Annotated in this window: 20 protein-coding genes; 5 read left to right on the top strand and 15 right to left on the bottom strand. The window is 33.1% G+C overall.

Going from position 1 to position 26,027, the window contains the following annotated elements; translation table 11 throughout:
- Positions 1-117: 117 nt before the first annotated feature.
- The 9 genes from AB3G39_RS12415 to AB3G39_RS12375 all read right to left on the bottom strand — a co-directional run bounded on the left by AB3G39_RS12415 (position 118) and on the right by AB3G39_RS12375 (position 9,223).
- The gene (locus AB3G39_RS12415) at positions 118-777 is read right to left on the bottom strand and encodes a response regulator (protein ID WP_367752325.1); all 660 of its coding nucleotides are present in this window, start codon (positions 775-777) and stop codon (positions 118-120) included.
- Between the two features lie 94 nt (positions 778-871).
- Positions 872-2,680, bottom strand: a complete 1,809-nt coding sequence (locus AB3G39_RS12410) for an ATP-binding protein (RefSeq protein ID WP_367768914.1) — start codon at positions 2,678-2,680, stop codon at positions 872-874.
- A gap of 12 nt (positions 2,681-2,692) precedes the next feature.
- Positions 2,693-3,280, bottom strand: a complete 588-nt coding sequence (locus AB3G39_RS12405) for a DUF4202 domain-containing protein (protein ID WP_367752329.1) — start codon at positions 3,278-3,280, stop codon at positions 2,693-2,695.
- A 30-nt stretch (positions 3,281-3,310) separates the two neighbouring features.
- Complete coding sequence (nirD, locus tag AB3G39_RS12400) at positions 3,311-3,688, bottom strand: nitrite reductase small subunit NirD (protein ID WP_367768917.1); 378 nt, start codon at positions 3,686-3,688, stop codon at positions 3,311-3,313.
- A gap of 73 nt (positions 3,689-3,761) precedes the next feature.
- Complete coding sequence (gene nirB / locus AB3G39_RS12395) at positions 3,762-6,269, bottom strand: nitrite reductase large subunit NirB (protein WP_369769415.1); 2,508 nt, start codon at positions 6,267-6,269, stop codon at positions 3,762-3,764.
- Positions 6,270-6,594: 325 nt separating this feature from the next.
- On the bottom strand, positions 6,595-7,665 hold the full coding sequence (gene arsB / locus AB3G39_RS12390; protein WP_369765371.1) for an ACR3 family arsenite efflux transporter: 1,071 nt from the start codon (positions 7,663-7,665) through the stop codon (positions 6,595-6,597).
- 2 nt (positions 7,666-7,667) lie between these two features.
- Positions 7,668-8,300 (bottom strand): low molecular weight phosphatase family protein, encoded by a 633-nt coding sequence (locus AB3G39_RS12385; RefSeq protein ID WP_369765370.1) that lies wholly within the window; start codon positions 8,298-8,300, stop codon positions 7,668-7,670.
- A gap of 19 nt (positions 8,301-8,319) precedes the next feature.
- Entirely contained in the window at positions 8,320-8,790 is a 471-nt protein-coding gene (locus tag AB3G39_RS12380; RefSeq protein ID WP_367768929.1) for a DUF6428 family protein, read from the bottom strand.
- Between the two features lie 100 nt (positions 8,791-8,890).
- The gene (locus AB3G39_RS12375; protein ID WP_367768932.1) at positions 8,891-9,223 is read right to left on the bottom strand and encodes an ArsR/SmtB family transcription factor; all 333 of its coding nucleotides are present in this window, start codon (positions 9,221-9,223) and stop codon (positions 8,891-8,893) included.
- Between the two features lie 179 nt (positions 9,224-9,402).
- Between AB3G39_RS12375 and AB3G39_RS12370 the strand changes: the two genes are divergently transcribed.
- The 4 genes from AB3G39_RS12370 (at position 9,403) to AB3G39_RS12355 (ending at position 15,640) form a co-directional block, all read left to right on the top strand.
- The gene (locus AB3G39_RS12370; protein WP_367768934.1) at positions 9,403-10,938 is read left to right on the top strand and encodes an FAD-dependent oxidoreductase; all 1,536 of its coding nucleotides are present in this window, start codon (positions 9,403-9,405) and stop codon (positions 10,936-10,938) included.
- 6 nt (positions 10,939-10,944) lie between these two features.
- Complete coding sequence (locus AB3G39_RS12365) at positions 10,945-11,763, top strand: SDR family oxidoreductase (protein WP_369765369.1); 819 nt, start codon at positions 10,945-10,947, stop codon at positions 11,761-11,763.
- Between the two features lie 16 nt (positions 11,764-11,779).
- The gene (locus AB3G39_RS12360; protein WP_369765368.1) at positions 11,780-14,407 is read left to right on the top strand and encodes a glucosidase; all 2,628 of its coding nucleotides are present in this window, start codon (positions 11,780-11,782) and stop codon (positions 14,405-14,407) included.
- Between the two features lie 66 nt (positions 14,408-14,473).
- On the top strand, positions 14,474-15,640 hold the full coding sequence (locus AB3G39_RS12355) for a sugar MFS transporter (RefSeq protein WP_369765367.1): 1,167 nt from the start codon (positions 14,474-14,476) through the stop codon (positions 15,638-15,640).
- Between the two features lie 17 nt (positions 15,641-15,657).
- Here the strand turns inward: AB3G39_RS12355 and AB3G39_RS12350 are convergent, their stop codons facing one another.
- On the bottom strand, positions 15,658-15,918 hold the full coding sequence (locus AB3G39_RS12350) for a heavy metal-associated domain-containing protein (RefSeq protein ID WP_367768943.1): 261 nt from the start codon (positions 15,916-15,918) through the stop codon (positions 15,658-15,660).
- A 169-nt stretch (positions 15,919-16,087) separates the two neighbouring features.
- Between AB3G39_RS12350 and AB3G39_RS12345 the strand changes: the two genes are divergently transcribed.
- Positions 16,088-16,444 (top strand): hypothetical protein, encoded by a 357-nt coding sequence (locus tag AB3G39_RS12345; protein ID WP_367768946.1) that lies wholly within the window; start codon positions 16,088-16,090, stop codon positions 16,442-16,444.
- A 48-nt stretch (positions 16,445-16,492) separates the two neighbouring features.
- Here AB3G39_RS12345 and AB3G39_RS12340 read toward each other — a convergent pair whose 3' ends face one another.
- The 5 genes from AB3G39_RS12340 to AB3G39_RS12320 all read right to left on the bottom strand — a co-directional run bounded on the left by AB3G39_RS12340 (position 16,493) and on the right by AB3G39_RS12320 (position 25,715).
- Positions 16,493-17,365 carry a protein-glutamine glutaminase family protein gene (locus tag AB3G39_RS12340; RefSeq protein WP_369766284.1) on the bottom strand — a complete coding sequence of 291 codons (873 nt, stop codon included), beginning with the start codon at positions 17,363-17,365 and terminating at the stop codon, positions 16,493-16,495.
- A gap of 58 nt (positions 17,366-17,423) precedes the next feature.
- Positions 17,424-18,293, bottom strand: coding sequence for a transglutaminase N-terminal domain-containing protein (locus AB3G39_RS12335; protein WP_367768952.1), 870 nt, complete (start codon positions 18,291-18,293; stop codon positions 17,424-17,426).
- On the bottom strand, positions 18,283-20,874 hold the full coding sequence (locus AB3G39_RS12330) for a circularly permuted type 2 ATP-grasp protein (protein WP_369765366.1): 2,592 nt from the start codon (positions 20,872-20,874) through the stop codon (positions 18,283-18,285). The genes AB3G39_RS12335 and AB3G39_RS12330 overlap by 11 nt, the downstream gene beginning before the upstream one ends.
- A 77-nt stretch (positions 20,875-20,951) precedes the next feature.
- Positions 20,952-24,368: a DUF2126 domain-containing protein gene (locus AB3G39_RS12325; protein ID WP_369765365.1), complete on the bottom strand. Its 3,417-nt coding sequence runs from the start codon at positions 24,366-24,368 to the stop codon at positions 20,952-20,954.
- A gap of 261 nt (positions 24,369-24,629) precedes the next feature.
- Complete coding sequence (locus tag AB3G39_RS12320; protein WP_369753553.1) at positions 24,630-25,715, bottom strand: DUF3667 domain-containing protein; 1,086 nt, start codon at positions 25,713-25,715, stop codon at positions 24,630-24,632.
- Between the last annotated feature and the right edge of the window lie 312 nt (positions 25,716-26,027).

Below are 26,027 nucleotides of genomic sequence, written 5' to 3'. Positions count from 1 at the left end.
AAACTTTAAGTACCATGATATAAAAGCATAATTCATTTCATTTGAAGTACATAATTAGGCTTCAGATGGAATTTAAATTCAATTAATATTTTGGTTTTTTCTTTTTAGTGAAGAAGATTATATTAAAGCATACTCATTTGCTTTATTGGACAGCTCCATAAGATTTTTTACTTTAAGTTTTTTCATCAGGTTAAAGCGGTGCACTTCAGCGGTGCGTTTACTAATTTCTAATGCCTCTGCAATTTCTTTATTGCCTTTTCCTGATAATAAAAGTTTTAAGATTTCTTTTTCCCTTTTGGTGATAACCAAATCATCAGCTAATGGTTGCTTAGAATCTAATGTATTTACATTATTTTTGAGTTGATCAATAAGAATAGAGGAGATGTCACCACTGAAATATTTTCCGCCATTAGAAACGGTATGTAATGCTTTTAAAAATTCTTCTTTACTAGATCCTTTCAATAAATACCCATCGGCACCAGCCTTAATAGACTTAAGTACATATTCTTCCGATTCGTGCATCGATAGCACAATTATTTTGACGGGATTATTTTGATTTCGCAATTTTTCAACAACTTCGATACCTGTAAAATGAGGCATACGTATATCCACAATCAATAAGTCCGGTTTGCTTGACTCTACTGTGTCCAATGCTTCTTGACCATCTGTAGCTTCCCCTACAACAATAATATTGTCTTCGGTTTCTAATAATGATTTTATTCCATCTCTTACAAAAACATGGTCATCAGCCAGTACAACTCGGATTGTATTATTCATATCTTACTTAATTTTGAATCATTTTTTTTAAGTATATTCAACTAATTGGAGGGCTAATATACGTAATCTATCTAAATAATTTAGAATCTTACTTTTAAATGGGGATATTGAAGGTGATTCTAGTTCCTTCACCAGGTATGGAGTTAATAAAAACACGTCCGTTAATGTATTGTATTCTTTCTTTCATGAAAAGCAATCCCATTCCTGATTCACTATTTCTTTTTTTCTCCACTTCGGTAGCGTCAAATCCCTTTCCGTTATCATCAATTATAATACTTAAAATGGAGTCACTATGGGATAATTGTACCACAATATCAGAAGATTCGGCATATTTTATGGCATTATTAATGGCTTCTTGAGTGAGGCGGTATATATTTATTTCAATTAAAGAATCCAATCTTTTATCAAAAGCTGTTTTGTTATAAAAATGAACATTTTTCCCAGTGAGTTTTGAAAGTTCCTGCGTTAGTTTTGAAAGGGAGGAAACAATTCCATGATCGCTCAATTCAGGAGGCATTAAATTAAAAGTAGCGGTACGCACTCCTTTAATAATGTCAAGGGATAATTTTTTTAGGTATTCTATTTTTTGGGCTGATTTTACTTTGTCATCTAAGTTGATGCTTTCTAAACTAAATTTCAATCCAGTAAGCATTTGTCCAATTCCGTCATGAATTTCTCTTGCAATTCTATTTTGTTCGTTTTCTTGATTTTCAACAATTTTGCTTGAAATTATTTTCTGCTGGTTTACTTTATCATTAATATTTTCAGTATTCAACCGATCTACTTCTTGTTCTGCTTTTTTTCGTTCGGTAATGTCAAAGCAAATAATCAACAATTCAGATTCCTCTTTTTTTATAGTTACAGGCACCATTGATAGGTCTAGCCAAATGGATTCTTTATTTCTATTGGTAATATTTATTTCTCCCTGCCATCCACTTCTTTGTTTTTCCGTAATGATTCTATCAATTACTAGTTGTTCTTTTTCAATTGGTGTCAGTGCCTCTGAGAACGTTTTGTCATTTATAAACGGATTGTATTGTAATAGTTTTGAAAATTTTTCTCCAATATGTATAATACTTCCGTCAGGTGCTATACGGCAATACAATAAAGTATTTTCCATAGCATAATTGAGCGATTTTAATTCTTTGACCGAGTTTTCTTTTATTTCGCTAATCACTTCGGTATCATGCGCTAGCTTTATCGCTTTTCTTTCAGAGACTAGAAGTTTTGAAATTAATAGCTCAATTCTTTTGTTAGTGGGCTTAAAAATAAAAAGAAATTCTAAAAATAAAACTAGTAGTGTAAATCCTAAAATAGCATATTCAGTATTTCGTTGAAGGGTTACTTTTTTTAGTGCTTCCACTTCATATTGACTCACTATTTTATTCATTTTAGAAAGGAATATCCCTTCGTTATCTAGAATAGTTTGTACTATTTTTTGATTTTTATTTGAGTTTATAAATCCAATATGATTTTTTAAAAGTAGGGTAGTTACATGGTCTATACTGTCAAAATTAGGTTTTATTTCTGCAAATAATTGGGTCAATATCTTACTTTTTGCTTTTGGAAAGTGAAGACTGTCATTTCCGTTTTCTAATGCATAATGAGTGAATTTCCAAAGGGATACGGTTTCATTAATTTTAGAAATTTCCTCTTGCCTTTTTAGAGTATCAGAGACTAAGTTTAAGATCAACACTTCTTTTACCAACTTCTGGCTCAACATCCGTTGTTTTCCTGAAATGTTTATTAATCGTGAATCATTCAATTGGCGATTCAAGTTGTATTGAATGAGTAATTGACTAAGCAGTACCGTTATAGCAATAGTGATCAAAGCAAAAAGATACATTTGCTTTAATTTTATGAAATTAAGATTTTCGGTAGATTGTTTGGTCTTATTTTTCATATCAAAATCAAATTACAATCCAATAGCTTCTTTAATTAATTGAAGATTTGTATCGCTATAGTTGATTTTTAAGGCTTCCTGATGTCCTTTTTCAGACATTTTATTCCACGTTTTCAGAATGATATTTTTCATTTTTTCCCTGTCATGCTTGTGAACAAAAGGGTCCAAATAAAATTCTAAAAACACCAAACAAATTACATCTTCAAGGAGTTGTGTTTCATCGTCTTTTTTAAGTAATTTCTTTTCAATTAAAAAAGAAACTCGAGCAATAAAATGAGAGTCATATCCCACCTTTTCTAAAATTTCTGCTGTCGTTTTAGCATGGAATTTTTTCAAGTCTTCTCTCCATTTTAAATAGCCTACACGATCCATTGGATAGGTTTCTCGTGCTATTTTCCATCTGCAAATGTGTTGCGCTTTAGATGCGATTTGAATTGCTTCTGAAGCATTAGGATGAAATTCCATTAGTTTTTTATACATTCTATTCGAATATAATAATTCTTTTGGATAACTTTTAGATTGATATATTTCGCTGTTTGGATCTTGTGCGTTTTCAGCATCAATTAACTCACTTGCGTTATAAAATGGTGTTTTTGTCATTTGAAAAGGGATATCATCAAAGATACATATTTATTCTAAAAAGCCAACAAATACCTCTTCATCAACGATTTTTATTGGATAAGTGGCTATTTTTAAATCATCACCACTAAGGTTGCTACCGTCTTTTAATGAAAATGTCTTTTTGTGAATGGGACAAGCAATTTTTGGAATCTCATCTGCTGACCCAATCATACCTCTTGAGAGGACCATTTCCATTTTATGAGGACATAAGTTTTGACAGGCATACCATTCGTTTCTTCGTTCAAAATTGATAATGGCAATTTGTTTGTTTTTGTATTTGATGCATCCACCACCATCAGCGGGGAAGTCTTTAGTTGAACCTGCTTTGAACCACACTTTTACCTCCTCAGGAGTTACTGTTGCGTATTGATTTAATATCTCTTCCATGATTTGTATTTTTTTTAGCTAATTTTGAATCTATAAAACTTTGAAACTTTGTGTCTTTGTTACTCTTAAAAACTTACCAAGCTTTAGGCATTTTTTGATCTCTAAGTGGCGTAAAAACAATGTTTTCATCCGTTTCATCAGAATTAGTAAAATGACTAAAACGTTTCATCATTTCAGGATCTTCAATAGCTTGTTTCCATTCGCATTCAAAGGTGTCTACAAGTCCTTGCATTTCGGTTTCTAATGCTTCAGCTATTCCTAGACTATCTTCAATTACTACTTCTTTTAAGTAATCTAAACCTCCGTCTAATTTCTCTAACCAAGTAGAAGTACGCACTAAAGGTCCTGCTGTACGGATGTAAAACATCAAGAATCGATCTAAGTATTTAATACAAGTGGGCCTGTCAATTTGTTCTGCTAATAGCACTGCATGTTTAGGATTAGCTCCACCATTTCCAGAAACGTATAAGTTCCAACCCCCTTCTACGGCAATCAATCCAAAATCTTTTCCTCTTGCTTCGGCACACTCTCTGATACAAGCGGATACGCCACCTTTTATTTTATGAGGAGATCGAAGTCCTTTGTATCTGTTTTCTAATTCAATGGCAAAACCAGCACTTTCATCCATTCCATAACGGCACCAAGCATTACCAACACAACTTTTTACTGTTCGCAGTGATTTTCCATAGGCATGTCCACTTTCAAAACCATTATCAATTAATTTTTTCCAAATAGCGGGTAAGTCATTCAGATGCGCACCAAATAAATCAATACGTTGTCCGCCTGTTATTTTAGTATATAAATCATATTCTTTGGCTACTTCACCAATAACGATAAGTTTGTCAGCGGTGATTTCTCCACCAGCAATTCGAGGCACTACAGAGTAGGTACCATTTCGTTGAATGTTAGCTAAGAAACGGTCATTAGAGTCTTGTGCAGGGATATGTTTATTAGCAGTATCATTGTAGATACTAGAGAAAATGGAAGATAACACTGGTTTACAAACTTCGCATCCATCTCCTTTTCCTACAACACCTAATACTTCATTATGTGAAGTAAATTTGTTGATTTTTATAATATCATATAATTCTTGTCTGTTGTATGCAAAGTGCTCGCAAATAACATCTTTAACTTCTTTTCCTAATGATTTTTGAGTCGCTTTTACTAAATCAACGACCATTGGTTTACAACCACCACAACCTGTTGTTGCTTTTGTTAATTTAACAACATCAGATAACGTAGCACAAGTTTCATCAACAATAGAACAGCAAATAGCTCCTTTAGTCACATTCTCACAGGAGCAAATTACAGCAGTATCAGGAAGATCCATAGCGCTTCCTAAAGTCGATGCTTCTCCACCTCTTGAACCTAGAATTAAATCTTCTGGGTTTTTTGGCAAAGCCATAGCATTGCTATAAATTTGGAATAAACCATTATAATCACTAGAATCACCAACTAAAATCCCACCTAATAAAGTTTTTCCATCTTTGGTTACGTTAATCCTTTTGTAAATTCCGCTAAATTTATTTTCATAAACGATAGCAGTAACATTTTCGTTTTCTATAAAGGGATCTCCAAAACTCGCCACTTCAACGCCAATTAATTTTAATTGGGTTGACATGTCAATGGTTTCTCTCATTGTTTTTTCACCTTGCATAATTTGCTCGGCAGCCACATCGGCCATTTCGTATCCTGGAGCGACTAATCCATAAATCAAATGGTTATAAAGTGCCACTTCACCGATCGCATAAATGAAAGGATCAGATGTTTGCATTTTATTATTTACGGTAATACCACCACGTACACCAACTTCAAGTCCTGAAACTCTTCCTAGCTCGTCACGTGGTTTGATACCTGCAGATATAACCAACATATCAACTTTTAACAATTCTTGTTCTGTAAACATCATCCCAGTGATGCAATGTTCACCTGCAATATATTCAGTGGATTTATTCAGATGTATACCAATGTTTAATTCTTCTATTTTTGATTGCAACATATCACTCGCACCCTTATCCAATTGTCTTGGCATTAAGCGAGGTGCAAACTCAACTACGTGTGGGTTTAAACCTAAATCGCGAACTGCTTTGGCTGCTTCCAGACCTAATAATCCGCCTCCAAGTACAGCGGCTTCAGTAGCACCATTTTGTTTTATTTTTTTGGCGTAAGCCATAATTGCATCAAGATCTTCGATGGTACGGTACACAAAAACCCCTTCTTTGTCTACTCCCTCTATAGGAGGCACAAAAGCAGATGAACCAGTAGCTAATACAATATAATCATAGGAATAGGTTTTTTCTAGATGTGTATGTATCGTTTTATGATCCCTATTAATATCGGTAATTAACTCGGATGTATTAAGGATAATATTGTTTTCAGCATACCAATCTAAAGTAGACATCGATAAATCATCAGCGCTTTTACCCGCAAAATATTCACTTAAATGAACACGGTCGTAAGCGCGCCTTGGTTCTTCACCAAATACAGTAATTTGATATTTCTCTTGTCCTGGTTTCGATATGAATTTTTCACAAAATTTGAAACCTACCATGCCGTTTCCGACTACTATTATATTAATCATACTAGCTTGAATTAAGTATTACGTAACAAATATACGTATAAGTACTTAATTTATATACTTAATTTCTGTTTTTGGAAATTAATTGGAATATCTTGAAAATGGAAGGGGTAAAATATATTATTAGTAAAAAATGATGAAAAATATAGGAAAAACGAAATCGTATTATTCTATTTTGGAGGTAGAAAAGTAGTGTTTGATTTTAATACGATTGTGGAATTAAATAAAAATACCGCAAATTCTCAAATTAAATATCGCATTGCTACTTTATAATTTGGGAATTTGAGGTCTTAATTTTTTAAACGACTTTAAAGTTATTTAATACAACCTATGTCGCTGATGTGTAGTATTTTTTTCTAAACCAAAAGGCAACATTAACCAAAGCTATTAAAGCTGGAACCTCTACTAATGGACCGATAACTCCAGCAAATGCTTGTCCGCTATTGATACCAAAAACACCAATGGCCACTGCAATAGCTAATTCGAAGTTATTACCTGTTGCTGTAAATGCAATAGCAGTACTTTTTGAATAATCAGCACCGAAATATTTCCCAATGAAAAAACTCACAACAAACATGATTGTAAAGTAAATCACTAGTGGAATTGCAATGCGAACCACATCCATCGGAATTTGAACTATCAATTCCCCTTTTAGACTAAACATAATTACAATAGTAAATAATAAAGAGATTAAAGTAATTGGTGAAATAAAAGGCACATATTTATTTTGGAACCAGTCTTCTCCTTTTATAGCTATTAATGCGTAACGACTTATAATGCCCAATGCAAAAGGAAGACCTAGGTAAATACCAACACTCTCGGCAATTTGACCAATGCTAATGTTGACTTCAAAACCAGTATAACCAAAATAGGGAGGAAGAATCGTTATAAAAATATAGGCATAAACACTATATAATAATACTTGAAAAATACTGTTTAAAGCAATCAATCCTGCCGCATATTCTCTATCTCCATCAGCAAGATCATTCCAAACGACCACCATGGCGATACATCGTGCCAGACCAATAAGGATAACGCCAATCATGTATTCAGGATAACCGTTTAGGAATATTAAAGCTAGGAAAAACATTAAGATAGGACCTACAATCCAATTTAGGAAAAGGGAAGCACCTAGTACTTTTGTGTTTTTAAACACTTGACCCATTTGCTCGTATTTTACTTTGGCCAATGGTGGATACATCATTAAAATTAAACCAATAGCCAACGGAATATTTGTAGTTCCACTTGAAAAAGAGTTGATAAAATTACTGCTCGAAGGAATAAAATAGCCAACAGCTACACCTATAGCCATAGCTAAGAATATCCAAAGGGTTAAATAACTATCAAGAAATCCTAATTTTTTTCGGTTTGCTACTGGAGCACAATTATTTGCCGACATATTTATTTTTTAATTTGTGAGAATACATAAAAAAGTTCAGTAGCAATTTGCATACTTCTTTCATGGTATTTTTCTGCTTGTTGTGGTGTGTTATCAAATGCTTTTGGATCTTCAAAAGTGATGGGAATTCTTTTTTCGGCACCCGCAATAAATGGGCAACCATTGTCAGCACTAGAGCAAGTTAAAATGGCAGCAAACTCCGCTTGCGGATTAAAATCATCATCATAGGTTTTTGAAAAACCAATAATTGGATGCTCATTGTCCGTGTATTTTATGCTGTAAACAGGGTTGTTTCCCTCAGAAAGTGTTTTTACTTTGAATCCAGATTTAGATAAAGTTGCTGCTGCCATAGGGAATAGAGCAGTAGCCTCAGTTCCTCCAGAATAACAAAACACATTGCTAAAATTAAAATAAGACGCTGCAGTTTGTGCCCAAACTTGGGATAAATGGCTTCTTCTGGAATTGTGTGTACATATAAAGTTGAGCCTTATTTCCTCTTGATTGCTCACTTTAATTTGAATAAAATCAATTAAAGGTTGTAAAATTGTTCTACGCTCTTGCGAAATATTTTCTGGATGAAAAGATAGAATTTCCTTTTCGATTGCGGGAAAAATTTGTGTTTTTGATGGCATCATTTTCAGTAGTATATTTGGATTAGCAACAACCTCCACCAGGAGTACAGCTGTTGTTTTGAACTGGAATTTCAGAGATTTTAATTTTTTGTTTTTCTTGAGGAATTCCACATTGATCTTCTGCTAAACAAGCAGTAAGCTTATTTAACAAAGTGAAATCATTTCCATTGAAACCTAAATCGTATTTACCAATAGTTTCCGATTGGTATTCAACTTCAATTTCATAATCTTCGATGCCTAATACTTTTTCAGATAGTTCAATAATATCTAATAATTTTTTTGGTTTCAAGCGGTGTTCAAAATCATTGGCATCCCATAATTGAAAGTTCACTACGGTTTCTTTTCTTACTTTTCCACCACAATCAATAAAGTTTTTAGTGATTAAACCCACTTCTGTTACATGGAAATGTTCAGGAACATAAGTTCCGTTTGGCAATACAAAAGTTACGTTTTCTAACGTACTTAGCTGTTTTTTAATTTCAGATAGTTTCATATGAATATAATATTTGTTTTTTAAAAGAATATGGTATCGCCATTACTAAAATTATATTGTTTTTGAGTCATGGCAATTTCATGATTGGTATTTTTAAAAATTAACAACATTGATTTTTTTTATTTTCTAAATAGGTATTGATGTTTTCGAAAAAGCCTTTTATTTTTTCAAAACCTTCTTCGTTAAGACAATAACAGATTGCATTTCCTTCGAAATTTCCCTTTATTAGACCAGCATTTTTTAACTCTTTTAAGTGTTGCGAAACAGTGGGCTGTGCAAGCGGAAGTTCATTTACAATTTCGCCACAAACACAGCTATTCACTTTTATGAGATGCTGTATTATAGCAATACGCGCCGGATGACCAATTGCTTTAGCTAAAATGGCCAATTCGTTTTGCTCTTCTGTAAAATGTTCTGATTTAGTAATTCCCATCGTTATATATTTATATTGCAATATTACGATAATAAAAAATAAGAATAAAATATTTTTTATTTTTTTATAAAAAGTATTGAAAGTGCCTTTTGGAATGAAATACTAATTAAATATTAAATAAAATTTTCTCTTTAGTAATATGCGTATTTTTATAGTAATTATCTTAAAAAAAATATAAGATGAAACACTATGATATTATTATTGTAGGCTCAGGTGCTGGCGGATCTACTTTAGCTTACAAATTGGCAGATTCTGGAAAAAATATTTTAATAATTGAACGAGGCGATTTTATACCAATAGAAAAAGAAAACTGGGATAGTGAAGCAGTTTTTGTAAAAAACAAATACACAACTACCGAGCGATGGCTTGATAAAGAGGACAAAGAATTTCAACCGGGACAACATTACAATGTAGGCGGGAATACTAAATTATATGGAGCGGCACTATTTAGAATGCGAGAAAATGACTTTAATGAAGTGAAGCATTATGGCGGAATTTCTCCAAAATGGCCCATATCCTATTATGATCTTAAAAAATATTATTTAGAAGCTGAAAGATTGTATGCTGTTCATGGCGAAAGAGGGGCAGACCCCACAGAACCCGAAGAAGAAAACCCTTATTTATACCCACCTTTAAAACACGAACCGCGAATCCAACAGGTTTTTGATGAATTGAAAAATGCTGGCTTACATCCGTTTCCATTACCTATAGGCTTGAATCCTGATGATAAGAATAAAGCAAGCGCTCCTTTTATTTTAGATCGTTTTGATGGATTTCCAGACCCTACAGAACATAAGGCAGATGCTCATATCAATGCACTTAGAAAAGCGCTACAGCAAGACAATGTAAGTTTAATGACTAATGCTCAAGTCACCAAACTTTATACTAATAATTCAGGCACAGCCATTTCTAAAATGGATGTTCTTTACAATGGTGAAGTTGTAACCCTCACCGCTGATTTAGTAATTTTATCCTGCGGTGCAATTAATTCGGCCGTATTACTTTTAAAAAGTGCTAATACTATCTATCCCGCTGGCTTGGCGAATTCTTCAGGAATTGTTGGTAGGAATTATATGTTTCATAATAATTCAGCTATGATTGCTTTATCAACTACGGCAAACGATTCCAAGTTTGGGAAAACCTTTGGAATTAATGACTATTATCATAAAAGTGATGAATTTGAATTTCCCCTTGGACACATTCAAATGCTAGGCAAATCAGATAAGACACAAATTAGTGCCGATAGCCCAATTCCTGCGCCAGGATTTACATTTGAAATGATGGCCAAACATTCCGTTGACTTTTGGTTGGCTTCTGAAGATTTGCCTGATCCAAATAACAGGATAACTTTGGAAAGCCAAAAAATAAAAATAAATTACACACCCAATAATTTGAAAGGACATCATCTTTTAATGGATAAACTGAAATACAGTTTAGAACATTCGGGGAGCTTTTCTCATTTTATTCCTAAGAATATTTATTTTGGAAAAGACATGGATATAGCAGCAGTGGCACATCAAAATGGAACCATTCGTTTTGGTACTGATCCCAAATTATCTGCTTTAGATACTTTTTGTAGATCTCATGATGTAAAAAATTTGTTTGTTGTAGACGGAAGTTTTTTTGTTTCCAGCTCTGCAGTAAATCCAGCTTTAACCATAATGGCTATGGCATTACGAGTGGGAGATTATATTAAAAATGAACTACTAAATTAAAAGAATATGCAAAAACCAAATGAACGACTAGCAGGTCAAACTTGCATAGTAACTGGAGCGAATTCAGGAATTGGAGAAGCGGTGGCTATCGCAATGGGTAGAGACGGTGCTAATGTAGTGGTCAATTACGTTTCGAATCCAGAAATTGCCGAAGAGATTGCACATAAAATTTCGATGGATAACCTTTGTGGAGATGCAATAGCTATAAAATGTGATGTCAGTAAGGAAGAGGAAGTAATCGCTATGTTTAAACAAATAGTAAACCATTTTGGAACGGTTGATATTTGTGTACCTAATGCAGGTTTACAGCGTGATGCCCCAATGCACCAAATGACACTAGCCCAATGGCAACTGGTTATTGATGTGAATCTTACAGGGCAGTTTCTTTGTGCTCGTGAATCGATTCGGGAATTTTTACGAAGAGGAATGCGTCCAGATGTTTCTAAGTCATTAGGTAAAATTATTCAAATGAGTTCAGTACATCAAATTATTCCTTGGGCTGGCCATGCTAATTATGCTGCTTCCAAAGGAGGAATTGTGATGTTAATGGAAACAATTTGTCAAGAATACGCTCCCCATAAAATACGATGCAACAGTATTGCTCCTGGTGCCATAAAAACACCTATAAATAAGGAAGCTTGGGATACACCAGAGGCTTTAAACGAATTGAATAAACTAATTCCGTATAAACGAATTGGTATTCCTGAGGATATAGGAAGTACAGCAGTTTGGTTGGCTTCTGATGAGTCGGAGTACATAAATGGAACAACCATTTTTGTGGATGGAGGGATGACTTGCTATCCAGGTTTTACTACAAATGGTTAAAAAAACAGTGAAATAAATGGTATCGAAAGAACAGCTGAGGATTAACGAAAATTATGCTAAAGAAAAAGATTGGCTTCATTGGGGACCATATCTTAGTGAGCGTCAATGGGGAACTGTAAGAGAAGATTATAGCGCGTCAGGTGATGCTTGGAACTATTTTACACACGACCATGCTCGAAGCAGAACCTATCGATGGGGAGAAGATGGAATTGCAGGTTTTTCGGATAAATATTGTAATATCTGTTTTGGTATAGGCCTTTGGAATGGGAAAGATGCTATTTTAAAAGAGCGACTTTTTGGTCTAACTGGTCCAGAAGGAAATCATGGAGAAGATGTTAAGGAACTGTATTATTATCTTGAAAATACGCCATCTCATTCCTACATGAAACATTTGTATAAATATCCTCAAAACGAATTTCCTTATGATCAATTGGTTGCTGAAAATAAGAAGCGAAATCAAAATGAGTTAGAGTACAAATTGTTGGATACAGGAATATTTGATAATAATGACTATTTTGACATAATTACGGAATATGCCAAAGCCGACGCCGAAGATATTTTAATTAAAATCACCATCAACAATAGAAGTGCCAGTGCTGCTTCGCTTACTCTATTACCCACTTTATGGATTCGTAATTTTTGGAGTTTCAAAAAGGATATTGTAAAACCAGTCATCAAAAAAGAAGTAGCAGGAAATAAAACATTTGTATCCATTGTTCATCCTTTTGTAGGGAATTATAATTTTTATTTTGATGATGCTTCCAAGCTTCTGTTTACTGAAAATGAAACTAATGAAGAAGTAATTTTTGATAGTCCAAATGATCATCAATTTAAAAAAGATTTATTTCATGATGCAGTGATAAAGGATGATTTTTCATTGGCAGAAAAAAATAGTGAAGGAACAAAATTCAGTCCTTTGTATCAGCTTCATTTAGAAGCAGGAGCATCGTATTCCGTGCGATTGCGTATTTCAAAACAAGAAATAGAAAATCCTTTTGATGAGAATTTCGAGCAAATTATTACTGAAAGACAAACGGAATGTTCTGAATTTTATGATGGAATAGCAGGAAACGACACCAAGGTTGAGCCTGCAATTCAGCGTCAGGCATTTGCAGGATTATTATGGTCAAAGCAGTATTATAATTATGAAGTAGAGACTTGGTTAGAGGGAGATGCCAAAGAACCTACACCTCCTGCAGCAAGATGGAATGGTCGAAATAGTGATTGGACCACGCTTCGGAATCACGATGTTATTTCGATGCCAGATGCCTGGGAATATCCTTGGTATGCCTCATGGGATTTGGCTTTTCATTGTGCCACTTTTGCATTAATAGATCCCGAATTTGCAAAGCAACAGTTGCTGCTCTTTACCAGAGAATGGTATATGGCACCCAATGGTCAAATTCCAGCTTATGAATGGTCTTTTAGTGATGTAAATCCTCCTGTGCAAGCTTGGGCCGCTTTACAAGTTTTTAAAACTGACAAAAAGAAAAATGGAGTAGGGGATATTAAATTTTTGAAACGCATATTTAACAAATTGGCACTTAATTTCACTTGGTGGGTAAACCGATTGGACACTAATGAAAATAACGTTTTTGAAGGCGGTTTTTTAGGATTAGATAATATTGGGGTTTTTGATAGAAGTCATGGAATTCCGGGTAACGGACATTTAGAACAAGTAGATGGAACTTCTTGGATGGCTTTATACTGCTTGAATATGCTCGAAATGAGTTTAGAAATAGCCATGGAAGACGATTCATATGAAGATATGGCTACCAAGTACTTTGGACATTTTGTCTTTATTGCTGAGGCTTTAAACAAAATGAGTATTGAATTTATAGGGACTTGGGATGAGGAACAAGGCTTTTTTTATGATAAATTGGTCTTCCCTAATGGCGAGTTTATGCCAATTAAAGTGCGTTCCATAGCAGGATTATTATCTATGACAGCCGTTTTTTGCATCAAGAAAGAAACACTGGAGCGTTTACCCATTTTTAGAAAAAGTGTTTTGTGGTTTGAAAAATTTCGAAATGATAGTTTAAAATATCCTGTGATAACAGAACATACAGATGGAGGTGATTTGTTATTGTCATTGGTACCCAAAGATCGTTTACAAATATTAATGAAAGCGCTATTGGATGAAAATGAATTTTTAAGTCCACACGGAATACGGTCTTTATCTAAAGTGCATGAAGCCCCATATTGTATCAATATCGAAGGAGTGAATTACAGCATTAATTATGAACCAGCTGAATCAACTACCACCCTTTTTGGAGGTAATTCAAATTGGCGTGGCCCAGTTTGGATGCCTTTAAATTATTTGTTTATTCAATCTTTAAAAGAATATTATTCCTATTGTGGAGATACTGTAAAGCTTGAATTTCCAACTGGTTCTAATAATGAAATGGATTTGCAGCAAATAACAAATGAGCTTAGTAAACGACTGATTTCAATTTTCGAAAAAGATGCAGAAGGAAATCGCCCTGTTCATGCCTTACATGCTATAAAGTACAAAGAGGCAGACTTTGAGAATTTAATTCTTTTTTACGAATATTTTCATGGAGATACTGGTAGGGGTGTGGGTGCTGCTCATCAAACGGGGTGGACTGCTTTAATAGCCAATTTAATTCATGAAACCCAATAATTAGTTTAAGGCACAAATCACTTTTGTAAGAAAGATGGATTCTAATTATTTAAAGATTATATTATAATGGAAAGCAAAGTACTTAAAACGGTTGTAGTTTATCTCGGAGGATTGTTAACCGGATTATCCTTGATTATTTATCCTGCTCTAGGGCCTATTTTTACTGACTCTGCTCATTTTGGATTCAGTAGCAATCAGTTCAGTAGTATTTTTATACCACAAACTATTTTGGCTATTTTTTCGGCTTTGTTGACTCCTTTTTTTGTTTCAAAATGGGGCGTGAAAAATGTTTTGCTCCTAGGGTGCATTTCACTGGCTTTTACCCTGTTTTTATTATTCATGAGCCATTTTTTTATACATGAAAAAACAAAAGCTTTATTTTTAATTTATTCTGGCACTTGTTTTTTGGGTCTTGGTTTCGGATTGGTAATAACGGTGCTCAATCCGCTAGCTTTTCAGCTTTTTCCAAATAACGAATTGGCATCTATTTCCGGACTCCATTTTTCATTAGGATTGGGTACTGCAGGCGCACCAATGCTCGTTAGTATGTTACATAACCCCAATTTGTGGTGGTATTTACCCCTAATAGTTTTTGCATTAGTACTAATCTTATTGGTGTTTGTGTTATTTTTAAATTTAAATAAGCAGGAGAATACTTTGCAGGCCAGTACTTTAAAAATCCCATTGCGTTTATGGGGATTTGTCCTTATTGTTATTCTTTATGGAATTTGTGAGGGTACTTTAGGTAGTTACGGTGCCGTTTTCCTCAAGAACCAAGGTTTTTCAATTAAAACAGCTGCAGTAGGGCTCGCTTTGTTTTGGGGTGGATTGGCTTTTGGGAGAATTGTTTTTGGACTCTTATCAGCTCGTTTTAAAATGAAAGGCATTACATTACTATCGGCTTTGTTAATCGTTTTTATGTTTTACTTGATTCCAATGAGCACAGTTGAAAATTGGAGTCTTTTAGGAATGGCATTAGCAGGAATTTTGATGTCTTCCTTATTTCCTTCTTCAGTAAATTGGGCTACACAAGAAAATACAAGCCAAGCTATAATGGTATCTGGTTTGATGGTAGCATCACTTCAGTTTGGAACTGGCATCAGTACTAATTTTCTTGGATTTTTAAGTGCAATTTATCCATTAGCATTATTGTTTAAATGGATGGGGCTCATCGCTTTTGGAATGGTTGGATTAATGTGGTACATGCAAAAAAAATCTAAAAGCAAAAGTTGATATCTACTTATTAATTTTTAAAGTATAAAGGTGTCTTTTGGTATGGCATGAAACCCTATTTGTTTTACTTTGTTTTCAATATCAGTAATATTCACTATCTTATTAGTGTGAACAGTAAATTCTCGCGGGAATATTTCTAAATTGACGATAACATTTTTTATACCTTCAAGTTCCAATAAATTTTTTTTGATTTCTAGTAAATCAGTCTCTTCCATGGCATTTGTTCCAAAAACTTTACCATGATTATCTGGGATGACATTGTTTGTTAGGAGGCTCATATTTTTTATATAAAATGGTTAATACTTATCTAAGAAGTTACTATAAATTTAAGCATTTATGTTCTATTATTTTTTATTTAATTGATTATTATGTTTAATAATAGGAAAGCTATTAAATATTAAATGATTAACTTAGTGTTTAGTAGTCAACTAGTTAAAACGAAAAAAAATGAAAAATTCAGATAAAAATTCAGATTCTTTAAAAAAAAGTAAAGAAGATAAAAACAAACTCCCAGATTCTCTTAATTATCCTCCAAGTGAAGATATTTACAATCAATTTCATAAAGAGAGTGATATTAACCCAGATGATATTACCAAAAAGAAAATCCCAGTAGAAATAAATAATCGTACTAAGTTGAATGAAAAAGACTTTGAAGAAGATATGTCTGGTGGTGATTTAGATATTCCTGGTTCCGAGTTGGATGATGCTCAGGAAAATGTTGGAAGTGAAGATGAAGAAAACAATCATTACAGTATAGGTGGTGACAACCACAATGATTTAGAGGAAAATAACGGCAATCAATAGACTCATTTTTATAAATATGCTATTGAAAATCGATTCTATTAATGTCTTTTATTCAAATTGTTTTGAATCTATTATATTCTTTAAGTTAGCAACACTAAGTCCCCATTTTATAAGATTATTGTTGTAGATCTCACGGTATTTATTAATTATGGTGTAATATTGGTTTTGAAAATCGGTAGTCATGTCATAATTCCACCTGTTGTCTCTAAATACGGTTTCAAAATTGAATACGTTTCCCACTAAATTTTTATAATCATTGATTAATTGTGCCTGATTATTTAATTTTAATAATGGTGCTATTTCTTCAGTATAGAATTCAACGGCCGTTGCATTGATCGCTAATCCTTTTTCTAGCCATTGATTTTGTAAAGAATCATCGGTGTATTTATAAAAATCATCTATCAACTTATCTGAAAATGTTTCGGGAAGAATAATGTTTTTTAATTTTGAATTTAGCATTCCATTTGCGTCATATTTCAATTGAGAATTAGGAATCATAGTGGAATTAAACAAATACCATTCAAAATCCAGCATTAATGAAATTAGCTTTTTTGTTTTAAGTTTATCTAACCATGTTTTATAATGAACTAGACCTTTTGGAAAAAGCTCTAAATCAATTACCATTTGGTGTGTTTCTATACCATCGTTTACATGTAATACTGTGGCAACATGATATCCCCAATCAATTGTTCCATTAGGAGAGAGCTCTTTTTTATCAATAAATGTGATTAATTGTGAATTTGAATTGGAATAAATACCAGGAGAAAAAGCCCAAATTTTAGATGTTATAATCCCTTTTGATTCTAATAGCAAGCTTATATAATGCGACAAATTATGACAATTTGCTTGCTGATACCCTACAGGCAATGATGCCTTCAATATATCCTTAAATACTTTTTTAGCAGTATCTTGATCTACAATTGAAGCTTTTGCAGGGGTTAATATTTGATGTTTTGATTTAATGATTTTTTTTTTAGTATTAAACTACTGGAATTACATCTACTTCCACTTTGACTTTATGTTCTCCTGAACTAAATATTATTCCTCTAAGTGGAGAAACATCAGCGAAATCTCTACCGTATGCAGTAACAATATGCCTTTGTTGTGGAATCATATTGTTAGTAGGATCAAATTCACACCACCCCATTTCAGGAATATAAACAGATATCCAAGCATGTGATGCATCAGAACCTTCTAGCTTTATTTTACCTTTTGGTGGTAAAGTTTCAATATAACCGCTTACATAGCGTGCTGGAATACCTGCACTTCTTAGGCAAGCGATAGCCAAATGAGAAAAATCTTGGCAAACCCCTTTTTTTTCTTTCAGTACTGTACTGATTGGTGTATTTACATTTGTTGATCCTGATCTAAAGTCAAAATCGGTAAATATTTTTTTTGTTAAATTCATAACACATTCAAAAAGCGGGGCTTCTGGAATAAGGCAACTTTGAGCAAAGGCAATTATATTGTCATCCCAATTGATAAATTGACTAGGTAATTGATAAATTAAAAGGTCCGCTTTAAGGACAGGATTGGCATTGATTTTTAATGTAGTTTCTTCACAGGAAATGGTGCTCCAGGGTTGAACTACATTTTTTAAAACTTCTATTTCACTAGACACAATAACATTCAATTTGGTGTGTGACTCGTGTAAAGAAAAATAATGTTGAATATTTCCAAAATAATCTTTTCTACTATAAATTTTAGAAGGTTTTGGCTCTATTTCTATTTTAAAATTGGTACAAATTTGTCTGGCTGAACTTTGCGGTTGTAAACACAATACGCTTTGGTAATTGTGAACAGCATTCACATAAGTGTAAAGGGTTTTGTGTTTTAGTTTATATTTCATCAGAATTCATATTGTCTAAGGTGTCTAAAATGGAGTGTTGGATAACAGAATGATTAAAGTATAAACTAGCCAAGTTAGTTGACACATTCGAAATTAGATCAAAAACATCTGAAAGTGTTTGGTCTAGTTCAGGTCGAAAAAGAGTATCGCTATCCGCTTGTATTAAACGATCCGCATCAATTAATTTTATAATTGTACTTGCTTCCAAAACTGATTTTTCAGCAAGACTTAATCGATTTGGTTCTATTGTTTTTGGCAATTTAGAAAGATAAGAAGAAAGCGTATCGAGTAAAAAAGTAAGGGTATACGGTAGGTTTTGCTCTAGAAAAACCATGTTAATAACTGCTTTCAAGCTTAAATGAGACTTGTAAATGTTTCTGTATTGGGCTAATAAATGATGGTTTTCTAAAATAGCTTCCATTAAAACACTTTCTTCTTCTTCAACTTTTTTATAATTGAAAGTATATTTGAAAACAGAAATCAATGATAAAATGCGCTCTACATTTTTCCCTATTTCCAATAGATAGAAGCCATTATCTCTAGGTAATGTTTCATAAACATTTCCATAAAAAGAAAAAAGACGAATATGTAGTTTATCAAGACCGTGATTTACTTGGTTGATATTACTCGTGTTTGAACTTTTTAGCGCAACAAGACTGTCTTCTACTAAATTAATAATTCGGCGGGTATCGTGATTCCATTTTTCACTTACTTGATTTAAGGTATTTAACAACGCCTGAATATTATAAGTAACAGATCCAGGTTTTTTTGAATCACTAATTAAAAGAAGTAATTCAGGAATTGGATTAGCAATGGTATCGTCAATGTTTACTTCTGGATCACTTTCCTTTTCTTTTCCTACAAATCCTGGATAGGTATGAGTAAGATGAGTAAGAGATTTGAGAAGTACTATTAAAAAAGCAGGTTGCTCATTTTCTTTATTAGTAACATTTTCATTAAGGCGACTCAAGATTATTTTTAAAAAACTTCTCAAAGCCATTGTTCTTTCACACAGGCGCCCTACCCAAAATAAATTTTCGGCATTTCTACTTGTTAATGAATTGTTTAGATGATTTGTTAGGTTTCTACGTTCTACATAACTTTCATTATATTCATTTGGGGTATCAGTTATAATCCAAGTATCTTTAGACAAACCTCCTAAACGGTTGGACACCTCAAACTTTCCTTTTATTGCAGAGCTGCGGGTTAATCCACCTTGCATAACTCTATACTCGTTTCCATCAGAAATTAAAAAAGCTCTCATTGCAGCAAATCTGGGTACAATTTCTCCATCAATAAATGATGGGGTAGTAGATAAACTAACCTCTTGTTGTGCTACAAAATCCTTTGGATTTTTACGAATCATGATTCTCAAGTCTTCCAATTGCTGTTTATCAAGAAGACGTCCATATATGGATCTAAAACCTTGTTTCCGATTTGTTTTTTTAATAATTAGTTTGGGTAAATTGTCAAGAACATAATTCAGTTCTTTTTTTTGACCGCACCACCATGTAGCTATAGAACTTAATATTAAAGGTTCTTTTAATAAATATTTACAGGCATTTTGCATAAAAGCCATCAAACCATGATTTTCTAAAACACTGGTTCCAGGCGGATTTATAACAGCGACATTACCTAAACGGATTACTTGCAGTAAACCAGGAATTCCTATTAATGAATTTCTTTTTAATTCTAATGGATCACACCATTCATCATCGACTCTTTTAATAATGACATCTACACGTTCTAGTTGGTCAATAGACTTCAACCATACATAGCCATCTCTAACTACTAAATCGCTTCCTTGCACAAGTGTATAACCTAAATGTGAGGATAAATATACGTGTTCAAAATAGGTTTCATTTCCAGGTCCAGGTGTTAAAAAAACTACATTTGGATTTTCGTTAGTGTTGTTTCCAAGTGCATCAACAGTTTGTTGCAGGTCATTAAAATAAGGGGAAAGTCTGCTTCTAAACATTTTTTTGTTCAGTTCAGGAAAAACTTTACTCATTACAATTCGGTTTTCAAGCGCATATCCTGAACCTGATGGTGACTGAGTTCTATTATCCAATAACCACATTTTTCCGTCCGGCCCTCTAGCTAAATCACAGGCATAATTAAGTAATTGTATGTCTAGTTTTTGTCTAATATCAAAACAAGGCAATAGAAAACCAGAATTATCAAAAATTAATTCAGCTGGAATAATTGAATTTTTTATTAATAATTGTGGTCCATAAATATCTTTTAGAATTAAATCGTAAAGATGTGCTCTTTGTCTTAACCCTTTTTCAATGGTTTCCCATTCTGATTTATGGATTAAAAACGGAATTGGATCTAGTTTCCACGCACGATTAGGTTCATTATTATTGTCATAAACATTATAAGTAACTCCGTTTTCTCTTAGTTTTTTTATAATTTCTTGATTACGTAATTCTAATTCTTCAAGACCTATAGATTCTAAAGTATCAAAAAGCTTTTGCCAATACGGTTTTACTTGACCGTTTTTGTCAAGTACTTCATCGTACGTATTTATTTTCTCTTTATAAGATTGGAGTAATCCCAATGAAATATCTTGAATCATTTGTTAATTGTAAATGAATTGCGTTTTTTATAATTGGCAAAATAAAGGTTTTTAAAGCGAACAACAATGCAATTATTCTATTCTTTTGCTTTCCAATAATGTCTTAAATCTAATGTGTAAGGGTATTCAGGGTTAATAAGTTCAATGGGAGTATCAAGTTTAAGTTCGGATTTAGACTCTACTAAAAAGCGAGAAGTTGCACTATTATTTATTATAATTTCTTTCTCGTTTTCCATGTCATTATGTACTGAAGATGGTGTATGACCAAAATCCCAAAAGCGACTTATCTTTCTTGATTCTGCTTCAAAACTATTCACAGGCATAGTTTCAAAACTTCTTCCGCCTGGATGTGTTACAAAATAGGTACAGCCACCGATTACTTTATTATTCCAAGTATCTACAATATCAAAAACCAATGGAACATCTACACCTATATTTGGGTGTAAAGCGGATGGTGGATTCCATGCTTTATATCGTATTCCTGCTACATATTCTCCTTTTGTACCAGTACTTCTTAAAGGAATTCGGCAGCCTTTACATAGTAAAATATGGCGTTCTGGTACAATTCCAGAAACTTTTACTTGTAAACGTTCTAATGAGGAATCTACAAAACGAGAGGTTCCAGAGCCTGAGAGTTCTTCACCAAGTACGTGCCATGGTTCAATACCTAATCGAATTTCTAATTGGATATTATCAATAGTCACATTACCATGGTGAGGATATCTAAATTCGAAAAAAGGATCAAACCATGAAATGTCAAAATTATATCCAGCATCTTTTAAATCATTAACTACATCAATCATGTCCAAATAGGCAAAATGAGGCAACAAAAACTTATCATGTAGTTCAGTTCCCCAACGGACTAATTTTTTCTCATATGGGTTTTTCCAAAATTTTGCAACCAAGGCACGAACTAATAAATTTTGAACTAAATTCATGTGTTTGTGAGGTGGCATATCAAAAGCTCTTAACTCTAATATTCCCAAACGTCCTGTTGATGAATCAGGAGAATATAATTTATCGATACAAAACTCTGAACGGTGCGTATTTCCAGTGATATCAGTTAATAGGTTTCTGAAAATTCTGTCCACCATCCAAAAAGGAACTTCTTTGTCTTTTGGGATTTGATCAAAAGCAATTTCCATTTCGTAGAGACGCTCATCACGACCTTCATCAATACGCGGTGCTTGACTTGTTGGTCCAATAAAGGGTCCAGCAAAAAGGTAACTTAAAACGGGATGGTGTTGCCAATAGGTGATTAAGCTTCGCAATAAATCAGGTCTTCTCAATAGGGGACTATCCTCAGGCTTTTCAGCTCCTAATGTTACATGGTTCCCTCCTCCAGTTCCAGTATGACGACCGTCTACCATAAACTTATCGGTGCCTAAACGAGATAGAAATGCCTCTTCATATAGCGCCGTTGTGTTGTCAACAATTTCTTGCCAAGATTTGGCTGGATGTACATTTACTTCAATTACACCTGGATCTGGGGTTACCATCATTTTTTCGACTCTGTAGTCCGACTTTGGTTGATATCCTTCAATTCTTACTGGCATTTGTAATTTTTCTGCAGTAATTTCTATCGAAGTAATTAAATCTACATAGTCTTCTAAATAATCAGTTGGAGGAAGAAAAATGTACAACATTCCATCGCGCTCTTGTATACACATGGCGGTAATAAAAGTGTCTACTTCAAATAATAAAGATTCTTCTTCTTTTTTTTCTTCTTTTTTAGATAATACTTTTTTGACAGACTGAATGAGTTTTGAAATGGTCCCATAACGTTTGTTTATTTTTTCTGAATAATCACCTAAAGCGGGTAAGTCTTCAAATAAACTTCTATCTACAACTGTTTCTCTCTTATTTTTAGAAATTTTTGGTAAGGAATCCAATGGTAAACGCAATCCAATTGGAGAATTTCCAGGAATTAAAAAGCAATTGCCTCTTCTAAATTCCCAAGCACAACTTTCCCAATTATCATTATTGTGATTTTTTTGTATTGGCAAAACAAATCCTGATGGATTATTCAAGCCTTTTTCTAATACCTTTGCCAAATTATGACGTTCCATAGAATCTTTTAAATTCACTTTCAATGGATCTAAATTCATTGGAAGTTTACCTTCTTCTAGAGCCCAATAGATTGGATCTTCGTAAGTTGGTAATATGTTTTTAGTGTCAATACCTAAAAATTTGGTCAATTCGACAGCAAATTTTTCAGCATCGTGAAAAGTAAATTGAGTTTCACCTTCTTTTGCTACTAGCGCATCATTTTTCCACAAAGGGAATCCGTCTTTTCTCCAGTATAGTCCATATTGCCAACGTGGGAATAACTCTCCAGGGTACCATTTTCCTTGTCCAAAATGCAGCAAGCCTCCATGAGCAAATCGTTTTTTTAAACGAAGGGCTAAATCATAAGCTAGTTTACGTTTCAATGGTCCATCGGCTGCAGTATTCCATTCGGCTCCCTCAAAATCATCAATAGAAATAAAGGTGGGTTCTCCACCCATTGTTAAACGCACATCACCTTCAATTAAATCCTTCTCCACTACATTTCCTACCGCCATGATGTCTTCCCATTGACTGTCAGAATAGGGTTTAGTTACCCTTGGGTCTTCATGAATGCGAGTTACTTTATTTTCAAATTCAAAACTTACTTCACATTTTTCTGTTGCACCTGTAACTGGCGCTGCACTTTCATAATGGGGAGTACAACATAATGGTATATGACCTTCACTTGCAAAAAGTCCAGACGTAGGATCCAGTCCAATCCATCCTGCTCCAGGAAGATAAACTTCGGCCCAAGCGTGTAAATCAGTAAAATCGTTTTCTGGTCCGGAAGGCCCATCTAGTGACTTTATGTCGGGTGCTAATTGTACAATATAGCCAGAAACAAATCGTGCAGCTAAACCAAAGTGACGTAAAACATGAATTAATAGCCATGCAAAATCTCTGCAGGAGCCACTTTTTATTCGTAATGTTTCTTCTGGTGTTTGTACTCCTGCTTCCATTCTTAGATTATAAGAAAGCGTTTTGTAAACTTCTTGGTTCAGGTAAACTAAAAAATCATTTATTTCTATGGAATCATTTAGTTTTATTTTTTCAATAAATTTTAAGAATATGGGACTTTCTTCACTCAATTTTAAATAAGGAATTAATTCTTGTTCCAGTATAGTATCATATTTAAAGGGATACTTTTGAGCATATTCTTCTACAAAATAATCAAAAGGGTTGATGACTTGAAGTTTTGCAATAACTTCGACTTCGACTTTTAATTCTTTAATTTTTTCAGGAAAAATAACTCTAGCTTGATAATTCCCAAAAGGGTCTTGTTGCCAATTGATAAAATGATCCTCAGGACTTATTTTAAAAGAGTATCCTTCTATAGCCGTTCTAGAATGTACAGCTGGACGAAGTCTAAAAACATGAGGGAATAATTTAACGCTTCGGTCAAATTTGTAAGTTGTTTTGTGTGAAATAGCGATTTTTATTGACATAATTTAGGCGTGTTATCTTTGAATAGTAGTAGTATAACAAATATTGCAAAAAAATCATAGTTTATGCTTTTTTTATGATAATAATCGACCTAATTTTTTGCTATGATTGCTTTTTTTACATTTTATAATTGCGAATTATGTAACAAGAATTAAATTATTCAAATTCTAAATCCTATCGTTTATATCAATTATGGGTAGATTTTTTTTAAACCTATTTTTAAAAAAAGAAAGGGGAACCTTTTGTAATTTGTTAAATAGTTCTTAGTGAATATTGATGTAGGTGTATAGTGCGAAAAGCACCATTAGAATAATTATAATGATAACATTTATCAGTAAAATTACACTACTTTTTAATAAAGAAATCATGATTTTTTCTCCATAAAATCTTCGGTGTGCAGGAAAAAAGTAATACAGCATCCAAAAAATGCCAATCGATTTGAGACCAAAATGAACCCAAGTCAAAATAGGATTTTCACCAAACAACAGAAAGAGTTTGTCTATAAAGAACAGGGTTAAAATCAATAAGAGTAGAAACGAAAAATAATGCAAAGTAAAAATACCATTATCAAAGTAGTACCATTTTTTTTTGTCATGAAAAACCCATAGTATAAAAGCAAAAACAGGCATATACATAAACAGTACCTTTGGGAGGTTATGCGTAAATGATTCACTGAATTTCTCAATGATTTCCTCATTTGTATTTTCTTCTTTTACAGCAAGCCATTTTTTTAGGAACCAATATTCGGTTTTGCTTACTTTTGCTTTTTCTGCCCCATTTTTTTGTATTGAGTCTAGTTCATTAATAGATTTATAACCAAAATCAGCCACTTCTTTTTTGTTTATTTTAGTAGTGTCAATTTTAGTAGTTTGTAGTAAAATCTTTTTAATAGTATCATTATTTTTTTGAGATAATATTCCAACTTTTGTTAATCCATCGACGCTTTTTTCTTCAATATGTAATGAATCAATTGAGGGGATATTTACTTGAGTTTTTTCTATAGTAATTGGAATTGTTACTTCTTTTGTGTCGCTAGTTGGGAATAAGGATAGTAATAAAAAGGTAACGAAACTAATAAAAATATAAAGACGTACAGGCGCTAGAAATGTTAATCTTTTTCCAGAAAGATAAGCTTTAGTTAATGCTGCAGGTTTGAAAAATAAATAAAAAATGGTTCTCCAAAATGCATTGTCGTAATGGGTTAAATCTTCAAAAAAATGAATAAAGATATGATGAAAAGACTTAGTGCTTATCGTGTTTTCTTGACCGCAATTGGGACAGTAACGTTGGTCAACAACATAATTACAATTAAGGCATGTTTTATCTATTCGTAACTTTTCTTTTGACATAAGCAGTGTTGTAAATGAAATCTATTTTGGTAAATCTATTATTTTTTTATTTGATTTATAATTGCTGTCCTATAGTTTTAATGTTTAATTAACTAGTATGTTTTTATTTGCGACTTACTTTTATAGTGGTTGCATTTAATCTAATTTAAAAAGGTTAAGTTAATTTTTTTTTTTAATGTAAATGTATATTCAATAAAAAAAGCCTACAACAAAATCATTTTGTTGTAGGCTTTATGTTTTAGGTATTTAAAATGATGCTTAAAAAATAATTTTTGATTGCCAACCGCAATTCTTTTAGAAAACACATGAGGG

Origin of the sequence: Flavobacterium sp. WC2416 (assembly GCF_041200095.1) — a bacterium.
Taxonomy (GTDB): Bacteria; Bacteroidota; Bacteroidia; order Flavobacteriales; family Flavobacteriaceae; genus Flavobacterium.
The sequence above is the reverse complement of the archived record's forward strand: the minus strand, read 5'-3'. Positions and strand labels throughout refer to the sequence as shown.